The organism is Corallococcus praedator (assembly GCF_003612125.1).
GTDB classification, from domain to species: domain Bacteria; phylum Myxococcota; class Myxococcia; order Myxococcales; family Myxococcaceae; genus Corallococcus; species Corallococcus praedator.
This window is the reverse complement of sequence record NZ_RAWI01000387.1, coordinates 1-8,574: the sequence shown is the minus strand read 5'-3', so window position 1 is coordinate 8,574 and position 8,574 is coordinate 1. Positions and strand designations below refer to the sequence as shown.

The following is an 8,574-nucleotide window of genomic DNA, read 5'->3' as shown; positions in this document are numbered from 1 at the left end:
GCCCAAGCCCGCCTCCCAGGCGGGGTTGCACCGTCGGCTACCGGACCTGCCAGCTACAGGCCGTACTCGGCGCGCTTGTTCTCCGCGCGCGTGGCGCACGGCTGGTCGTACTCGGGGAAGTACTCGCGCATGTGGTCCAGCGTGGAGGCGGCCTGCTTGAAGCGGCTCTGGTTGTAGTAGCCCTCCACCTCCAGCAGCAGCTTGGAGCAGGTCCGGTCCAGCTCCTGCTGGGCGTTCTTCATGCCTTCCTGGGCCTCGTAGTACAGCTCCGGCTTGGGGTCCGGGTGGGCCTCCAGCATCAGCCACGCCTCGCGGAAGGACTTCCACGCCTCGTAGCGGTTGCGCGCGCCGATGTCCGGCGTCTCGAAGTTCTTGCGGCCCTTCTTGTAGGACTCGCCGGCCATCTGGACCAGCTGCACCGTCGACAGCTGCTCGGGCAAGAGGGCGCGCTCCACCCAGACGTTCCACACGCGCCACGGGTCCTCGCCGGGCGGGTTGCGGGTGTTGTCGAAGATGATGCGGTTGGGCTCGCCCTTGCGCAGCTGCTGGGGCGGGATCATCAGCTCCAGCGAGCGCTCCTGGCTGGCCAGCGTGTCCGGGGGCACCTTGCCCACGTCCACGCCGTTGACGCTCACCACGACCTCGTCCTTGGAGATGCCCTGGGCCTGGTAGTGGAGGATGACCACCGCGCGCGTGGCGGCGACGAACTCCCACTCGAAGACCTTCATGTCCGGCCGGTTCCAGGTGACGCCGTCGCCCAGGCCGAACGAATCATTGATGGGCTGGTTGGTCAGGCGCACCGGCTCCTCGCCGCGCGCCACCTTCTCGTCGCCGCCGAGCACCAGCCAGTACAGCAGGCCGAAGAGGGCCAGCACCACCACGCCGCCGCCGGTCATCACGCCCGCGCGGACCTTGGGGCTGGCCTCCGCCCAGAACAGGCGCAGGTTGGCCGCCAGGCCCGGCGTCTCACGGCGGATGCGGGCACGGTCGGCGGCGGACAGGCCTCCGCCCCCGCCAGTACCGGCCCGGGGAGAGGAGACGCGGGCCACGGAGCGGGACGACTGCGAGCCCGTGCGGCGCGCCGGAGCGGACGTCCCGGACGGACGCGGCGCCAGGGCCTGGGGCGCGTCGTCGTCCGGCGGGGGCACGGCGGCGCGCTGGGGGTTGGTGGTGGGCCGGCGGATCGCGCGCATGTTCATGCGGGTGGACTCCGCGCGGATCTCCTGGAGCTCCTCCTCGTCGGCGCCCTCCGGGCGCAGCGACGCGGCGGCCTTCTTGTTGCGCTGCTTGCGCAGCGAGTCCATGGACACGATGCGGGTGCTGTTGGCGCCGTCTTCCTGGGGCGCGTCTTCCTCGCCGGTGGTCGCGTCGTCCTGGGCGAGCGCGAACAGGAACGTCACCGGCCCCAACGTGATGGCATCCCCGTCGGTGAGCGCCTGCTTCTGCACCGCCGCGCCGTTGATGAGCGTGCCGTTGGCGCTCTTCTGGTCCTCCACCCCGTAGCCCTCGCCCATCTTCAAGATGCGGCAGTGGCGGCGGGACACACCCGGGTCGTACAGCACCACGTCACACTCGGAGGTGCGACCGATGAGCACGGAGTCCTGGTCGAAGACGAACTCCTTGCCAGCGTCTTTTCCCTCGGAGATCGTCAGTTGGAAAGCCATGTCGTCCTAGGAGCCTATCGAGGCATGCACGGCTCGGGCAACGGCTGCGCGAGCGCTCGCCGGCTCCAGCACCTCCGCCTCGCCTCCGAAGGATAGCACCCACTGCGTGAGCCAGCGCTCACTGTCTCCAGCCACGCGCACCTCCACCCCTCCGTCAGCGAGCGGGCGGGCGTCCTGCCCGAAGCGCTCCTTCACGTAGGGCGCGGCGATGGGTGAGAAGCGCACCCGGACGGAGGCCTCGCTGGCGCCGCGCGCCGGGTTGGGCACGTCCGCGCGGGCGTCCGGCGGGGGTAGGAAGGCGGTGGTGGTGACGGCCAGGTCCTCCATCCGGTCCAGCCGGAACAGGCGCGCGTCCTGGCGGGTGTGGCAGAAGCCCTGGAGGTACCACTGACCCCGGTTGCTGAGCAGCTCGTAGGGGCGCACCCGGCGCGACTCCGCCGGACGGCCCGGGGTGGCGTAGCCGAACGTCACTTCCAGCCGCTCCAGGATGGCCCGGGTGAGCGGCCCCAGCGCCAGGGGCGCCTCGCCGGTGGCGTCGATCTTCCGGTACATGTCCCGGAAGCGCTCGCGCGCGGCGGGCGGGATGATGTTCTCCAGCTTGGTGAGGGCGCTCTGGAGCGCGTCCCCGGTGGCCGGGCGCAGCAGCTCCGCCGCGGCGGCCAGGGCCGCGGCCTCGCCCGCCGTCAGCCGGGGCGGCGCGAACAGGCGCTGATCCAGGTCCACGTAGACGCGGTCGTTGTCCACGTAGATGTCGATGTAGTCGTCCGGGTTGAAGGGCGGCCGGCCCACGCATGTGAGCAGGTCCAGCTCCTCCAGCAGGTCCTCCCGGCTGATGTTGAGGGCCTTGGCCAGGGCCTCCACCGTGACGCCCGGGTGCTTGGAGACGTAGGGGACGAGGAACAGCAGTCGGCGCAGCCGCTCGTGGACGTTGCTCATGCGCTCACCTGCTGGCCATCCACCATCGCGTGCTTCTCCAGGATGCGCGCCGCCATCCGCTCCAGCGGCTCACGCGCCTCCGGAGGTCCCTCCACGCGGCAGTCCGCGCCGAGCGACAGGACGAACCGCGCCAGACCGTCCACGAACGTCACCGGGAAGCGGGCCCGCGTCACGCCCTCCTCCACCGGCTCCAGCGCCGCGCCGGGGAACAGCGAGCCCCCGCGCGAGGACAGCGGCCCCTTCAAGAGGAGCGTCACCTCCATGGGCTCATGGAAGCGGTACTGCCAGGGGAAGTACGCCACGTGCGCGTCGAGCGAGAAGTCGGCGGGCACCTCGAAGTCCGGCGTGCGCGGCCGGGCGGTGTTCGCCTTCAGCTCGCGGATGCGGTGCACGTGGAAGGTGCGCAGGCCCTGGCGCAGGTGGCAGTAGCCCACCAGCGTCCACACGCCGCGCCGCAGCGCGAGCCCATACGGGTCCACGCGCCGCTCCGTCAGCCCCGCCTGCTTGGGGCTGCCGTAGGTCAGCTGCACCCACTTGTGCGCGGAGCACGCCTCCCAGAGCGTCTCCAGCCGGGCGGAGACTTCCTTCTCCTGTCCCTCCTGGCCGGTGCCCAGCTCCATGCGCACGCGCGGGGTGGGCAGGGATTCCCCGGCGAAGAAGCCAATCTTGCGCAGGGCGTGCGCCAGGTCGTCGCGGCCCGGGAAGGCCCCGGACGCCAGCGCGGCGGAGCCGGCGGCGTAGAGCACGGCCAGCTCCTCCTTCGTGAGGTCCGCCTCCGGCAGGTAGTAGACGTTGCGGTCGACGAGGTAGCCGTCGCGCCGCTCGTCGTCGCCCTGCACGTAGCTCAGGGGGAAGCCGAGTTCGACGAGCTCCGCCTTGTCGCGCTCGAACTTGCGCTCCGCGGCGTCGTCCGAACCGCCGTAGTCGGCGGGGAAGTGCTCGCGCAGCTCGGCCCACGAGATGGGTTCCCGCGCGTCGAGCAGCAGTGCCACGAGATCAAGGATGCGTTCCGTGCGGTCCATTCAGAAGATCGGGGACGATGGCGGACAGGACCCGGGAGATCAAGCAGACCGGGGACTTCCGGGGGGTTGAGTGCGACGGCTGGGGGGAAGGGACAGCGACAAGAACAGCGGAGGCGGCCGCGCCCGTCCAGGAGGGATAGCCGCCCCCACCTGAACAGGCAAGCAGGTATCGCCATGTACCCCCTGATTCGTCCGCAAGGCAGCAGACAACCGGGGGCGTGGGGCTCGCACTCGGGGCGCGTCTGGGTTATTCCTTGGGAATTGTCGAATCGGGTGTGAAGCGACAGCGGATCCACCCGGGTCCGTTGCCCGCCGTGGGGCCGACTCGGCGGACGGATGCTTTCGAAGAGGGCTCGACCATGGACCGCACCTCCCTGCTGAAGAGATGGCTGCCCGGGCTGGCGCTGGTGCTGCTGACCTTCTTCGTCGCCACCCCGGCGCAGGCGCGCTCCGAACCGCTCTACTTCGCGCTGGAGGTCCGGCGCGACGGCCGGCTCATCGCCCAGCCCAAGCTGCTGGGTCAGGCGGGCCGGACGCTCAGGGCCGAGCGCCGCCGCCCGGGCGCGCTCTCCCCGGACTACCGGCTGGTGCTCACGCCCCGGGGTGAAGGGGATTCGTTCCAGTTGGAGCTGGACCTGTCGCTCCCAGAGGGCGAAGGCCACTCGCAGCTCGCCCTGCTGCACGGCCAGGAGCGCAAGCTGCAGCTCGGCCGGGTGCCGGGGGAGCTGGAAGTGTCCCTGCTCCTGATGAAGGTGGACTCGCCGGAGTTCCGCGCGCTGATGCGGCTCACGGAAGGGACGCCCGGCACGGTGCAGTCCGTCTCCAGCTCCATCTAGGCGGCCCCCGTCTGCGGCCGCCCCGCCCAGCGCTACAGCACCGCCAGGTCGTCGCGGTGCACGGCCTCGTCCAGGTAGCGGTAGCCCAGCACCGCTTCGATGTCCGTGCTGCGCCGTCCGGTGATGCGCCGCAGCTCGCTGGCGTCGTAGGTGGAGAGGCCCCGGGCGAACACCGCCCCGGTCGCGTCCGCCAGATCCACCGGGTCCCCCCGGCTGAACTCCCCCTCCACGGCCTTCACGCCACTGGGCAGCAGGCTGCGCTTGCCGGTGACGATGGCCTCCCGCGCGCCCGCGTCCACCACCAGCCGGCCCCGGGGCCGGAGCGCATGGGCGATCCACGCCGTGCGAGCGCTGCGGCGGCTGCCCGCCGGCTCGAAGAGCGTGCCCACCTCTTCGCCAAGCAGCACGGTGCGCAGGCGGCCGGGCACCGCGCCGGAGGTGATGACGCAGGGGATGCCCAGCTCCGCGGCGCGCGCGGCGGCGCGGACCTTGGACGCCATGCCGCCGGTGCCCACGGCGCTCGTCGCGTCTCCGGCGAGGGCCAGCACCTCCGGGGTGACGCCCGGCACGGAGGGCATCAGGCGCGCGTCCGCGTCGCGGCGGGGGTCGGCGGTGTACAGGCCCTCCACGTCGGACAGGAGCACCAGCGCGTCGGCCTCCACCACGCCAGCGACCAAGCTCGCCAGCGTGTCGTTGTCACCGAACTTGAGCTCGTCCACCGACACGGTGTCGTTCTCGTTGATGACCGGCACCACGCCCGCGGCCAGCAGGCGGTCCAGGGTGTGCTTCACGTTGAGGTAGCGCCGGCGCTCCTGCACGTCCTCGTGGGTGAGCAGCACCTGCGCCACCGTGCGGTCCGCGTGGCCGAAGGCCTCCTCGTACGCCTGCATCAGGCGGCTCTGCCCCACCGCCGCGCACGCCTGCTTGCCCGGGATGTCCCGGGGCCGCGCGGGCAGCCCCAGCCGCTCCATGCCCAGCGCGATGGCGCCGCTGGACACCACCACCAATTCCCGCCCCTGGGCGGCCCACAGCAGGTCCTGGCCCAGCGCCTCGAAGTGGGCGCGGTTGAAGCGGCCGGTGGCGCTCGTCAGCGCGTTGGTCCCAATCTTCACCACCACGCGGCGGGCCCCGCGCAGGGCGTTGCGTGCGGAATCAGTCACAGGGCGGAGCGTAGGCTGGAAATGGAAAGGACGCGCGCGCCCCGATTGTTCTTGAGGGTCCGTACGCATCTGAACGGTGGTGGCTTTGTCATGAAACCCGAAGGCCCGCTGTCCATCCAATGCCTTGAACGTGGCGCGGGCCTTTCAGTGGCCGTGCCAGGAGAAACGGTTTGAAGGAAATCTTCGGCAACACCCTGGGTCTCAAGTCGAGCGAGCAGCAGCGGCTGCGCAACACCTTCCGCCGCCGGGTGGATCCGCGCGAAATCGTGTCCGCGGAGCTCGCCCGCCACCTCACCGAGCTGTCGCATGAGCTCAACCGGCAGGTGGGCGTCCTCATCAACCGCAAGGGCGACATCGAGCACGTGGTGGTGGGCAACGCGCACAAGCTGGAGCTCCCGGACATCGGCCGCGCTCGCGCCGGGCAGATCCGCCTGCGTGGCCTGCGGCTGGTCCACACGCACCTGAAGAGCGAACCCCTGACGAAGGACGACCTCACGGACCTTGCGCTGCTGCGCCTGGACTGCGTGGCGGCCGTGGGCGTGGGCCAGGAGGGCCTGCCCGGGGTGCTGCACTACGCCTACCTGGTGCCGGAGAACGGCACGGGCGAGTTCTGGCAGGTGTCCAAGCTGCCCTCCGTGCACGTCGAACAGCCGGACGTCCTGGCGACGCTGGACGCTCTGGAGGAGGAGTTCAACCGCAAGGCGGCCTCGCGCACGGTGTCCGGACGCGAGCGCGCCATCCTGGTGGCGGTGTGCCTGGACGGCAACCGCGCGCGGGCGGAGTCGTCGCTGGCGGAGCTGAAGGAGCTGGCGCGCACCGCCGGCGTGGAGGTGATGGACAGCGTGCTCCAGGTGCGGCGGGAAGCGGATCCGCGCTACCTCATCGGCCGGGGCAAGCTGGACGACCTGAACCTGCGCTCCATGCAGTCCATGGTGGACCTGCTCATCTTCGACAAGGACCTCACCCCGTCGCAGGGGCGCCACATCGGTGACGCGACCAGCCTCAAGGTGTTGGACCGCACGCAGCTCATCCTGGACATCTTCGCCCAGCGCGCGCAGACGGCGGAGGGCAAGCTCCAGGTGGAGCTGGCGCAGCAGAAGTACCGGCTGCCCCGGCTGGTGCAGGGCGACGACTCGCTCAGCCGGCTCATGGGCGGTGGCGTGGGCGGACGCGGCCCCGGCGAGACGAAGCTGGAGATCGACCGTCGCCGCGTGCGCGAGCGCATCACCAATCTGGAGAAGCGCATCGACCTCATCAGCCGCGAGCGCAGCGTCCGGCGGGCCCAACGCAACCGGCGCGAGGTGCCGGTCATCTCCATCGTGGGCTACACCAACGCGGGCAAGTCCACGCTGCTCAACGCCATCACCAACGCGGAGGTGCTGGCGGAGGACAAGCTGTTCGCCACGTTGGATCCCACGAGCCGCCGGCTGCGCTTCCCCCAAGAGCGGGAGGTCATCATCACCGACACGGTGGGCTTCATCCGGGACCTGCCCAAGGACCTGGTGGCTGCCTTCCGCGCCACGCTGGAGGAGCTGTACGACGCAAGCCTCCTCCTGCACGTGGTGGACGCGGGCGACCCTGCCCGCGACGACCAGGTGGAGGCGGTGGAGACCATCCTCAACTCGCTGGGGCTGATGGAGAAGCCGCGCCTGATGGTGTGGAACAAGGCGGACCTCCTGCCCGCGGACGAGGTGGAGCAGTTGCTGCGCTCCCGGGGCGGCGTGGCCATCAGCGCCGCGAAGCGCGAGGGCCTGGCGACGCTGCTGGCCAAGGCGGACACCACCCTGTTCGCCGAGGGAGCGTCCGAGTCCATCGGCGTCGTCTAGGCGCCCGCGGTGGATGGCGGATTGCCGGCATGGGGGCCTCCCCTCTAGAGTCGAGGGGCCTTGGCTCCCATGCTGAAACTGCTCATCCCCCTGTTGACGGCCCAAATCGAAGGCCTGCCCGGACAAGACTCCGAGCCGGCCTACGACAAGCCCGTCTCTTCCATCTCGACCGGCTACATCGACGTGCTCGAGAAGAACAGCCACATCGTCTACCCGGCCATCGCCGTGGTGACGCTGGCGCTCATCGCCTGGGGCATCCTCTCCGCGTGGCGCACGCAGGACATGGACGGCCTGCAGAAGAACCAGTTCAAGCAGTCCATCATCAACGAGCTGCGCCGGCAGATCAGCGGCATGCCCGGCGACCAGTTGGGCAAGACCATCGGGCTGGACCGGCTCAAGACCAACCGCCTGCTGGAGGAGATGCAGACGGAAGGTCTGGTGATGAGCCACACCAACTCGGAGCGGCTCACCGTGTGGCGCGTGCGCGGAGCTGGCCCCGAGGCCAAGCCCCGCAAGTACTGACCGCGCGCTAGACGCCGGACAGCTCCGACTTCGGCTGGCGCGTCATCAGGTCCACCACCGCCATCTTCGCGTTCTTGCCCTCGTAGGCAATCTCGTAGACCTGCTGGCAGATGGGCAGCTCCACGCCCGTCTTGAGCGACAGGTCGCGCGCGCTCTTGGCCGTCTTCACGCCCTCGGCGACCTCCTTCATCTCCGCGAGGATGTCTGGCAGCTTGCGGCCCTTGCCCAGCTCCATGCCCACGTGGCGGTTGCGGCTGAGCTCGCCCGTGCACGTGAGCACCAGGTCGCCCATGCCGGACAGGCCGGAGAGCGTCAGCGGGTTGGCGCCCTTCCTCACGGCGAGCCGGGTGATCTCCGCGAGCCCGCGCGTGATGATGGCCGCCCGGGCGTTGTGGCCCATGCCCAGGCCGTCCGCCATGCCCGCGGCGATGGCGATGACGTTCTTGAGCGCGCCGCCGTACTGCACGCCCACGACGTCCGTGGACGTGTACGAGCGGAAGGTGTCCGTCTGCAGCGCCTTCTGACAGCGCTGGGCCACCTTGTCCCAGTGCGACGCGATGGTCACCACCGTGGGCATGCGCCGCGCCAGCTCCTTGGCGAAGCTGGGG

8 protein-coding genes are annotated in these 8,574 nt (G+C 70.5%); 3 read left to right on the top strand and 5 right to left on the bottom strand.

What is annotated here, in order from left to right; translation table 11 throughout:
* Window positions 1-53: 53 nt before the first annotated feature.
* Genes D7Y13_RS33600 through D7Y13_RS33590 form a run of 3 tightly spaced genes read right to left on the bottom strand, consistent with a single transcriptional unit; the run spans window position 54 to window position 3,622 of the window.
* On the bottom strand, window positions 54-1,664 hold the full coding sequence (locus D7Y13_RS33600; RefSeq protein ID WP_120537262.1) for an FHA domain-containing protein: 1,611 nt from the start codon (window positions 1,662-1,664) through the stop codon (window positions 54-56).
* Between the two features lie 6 nt (window positions 1,665-1,670).
* Entirely contained in the window at window positions 1,671-2,600 is a 930-nt protein-coding gene (locus D7Y13_RS33595) for a helix-turn-helix transcriptional regulator (protein WP_120537261.1), read from the bottom strand.
* Window positions 2,597-3,622, bottom strand: a complete 1,026-nt coding sequence (locus D7Y13_RS33590; RefSeq protein ID WP_120537260.1) for a helix-turn-helix transcriptional regulator — start codon at window positions 3,620-3,622, stop codon at window positions 2,597-2,599. The genes D7Y13_RS33595 and D7Y13_RS33590 overlap by 4 nt, the downstream gene beginning before the upstream one ends.
* A gap of 359 nt (window positions 3,623-3,981) precedes the next feature.
* On the opposite strand from D7Y13_RS33590, the gene D7Y13_RS33585 reads away from it, so the two are divergent.
* Entirely contained in the window at window positions 3,982-4,458 is a 477-nt protein-coding gene (locus tag D7Y13_RS33585; RefSeq protein ID WP_120537259.1) for a hypothetical protein, read from the top strand.
* A gap of 32 nt (window positions 4,459-4,490) precedes the next feature.
* On the opposite strand, the gene proB is transcribed toward D7Y13_RS33585, so the two are convergent.
* Complete coding sequence (gene proB, locus D7Y13_RS33580) at window positions 4,491-5,618, bottom strand: glutamate 5-kinase (protein WP_120537258.1); 1,128 nt, start codon at window positions 5,616-5,618, stop codon at window positions 4,491-4,493.
* Window positions 5,619-5,788: 170 nt separating this feature from the next.
* On the opposite strand from proB, the gene hflX reads away from it, so the two are divergent.
* A complete protein-coding gene (gene hflX / locus D7Y13_RS33575) occupies window positions 5,789-7,444 on the top strand; it encodes a GTPase HflX (protein ID WP_120537257.1) in 1,656 nt (551 codons plus the stop codon).
* Window positions 7,445-7,513: 69 nt separating this feature from the next.
* A complete protein-coding gene (locus D7Y13_RS33570) occupies window positions 7,514-7,966 on the top strand; it encodes a hypothetical protein (RefSeq protein WP_167508798.1) in 453 nt (150 codons plus the stop codon).
* 7 nt (window positions 7,967-7,973) lie between these two features.
* Here the strand turns inward: D7Y13_RS33570 and D7Y13_RS33565 are convergent.
* A partial coding sequence (locus D7Y13_RS33565) for an NAD(P)H-dependent glycerol-3-phosphate dehydrogenase (protein WP_147452548.1) occupies window positions 7,974-8,574 on the bottom strand: 601 nt, incomplete at its 5' end.

Bases quoted from the DNA above. Each gene is read 5' to 3' on its own strand.
- D7Y13_RS33600 (WP_120537262.1), bottom strand. From the start codon at position 1,664: ATGGCTTTCCAACTGACGATCTCCGAGGGAAAAGACGCTGGCAAGGAG.
- D7Y13_RS33595 (WP_120537261.1), bottom strand. From the start codon at position 2,600: ATGAGCAACGTCCACGAGCGGCTGCGCCGACTGCTGTTCCTCGTCCCC.
- D7Y13_RS33590 (WP_120537260.1), bottom strand. From the start codon at position 3,622: ATGGACCGCACGGAACGCATCCTTGATCTCGTGGCACTGCTGCTCGAC.
- D7Y13_RS33585 (WP_120537259.1), top strand. From the start codon at position 3,982: ATGGACCGCACCTCCCTGCTGAAGAGATGGCTGCCCGGGCTGGCGCTG.
- D7Y13_RS33570 (WP_167508798.1), top strand. From the start codon at position 7,514: ATGCTGAAACTGCTCATCCCCCTGTTGACGGCCCAAATCGAAGGCCTG.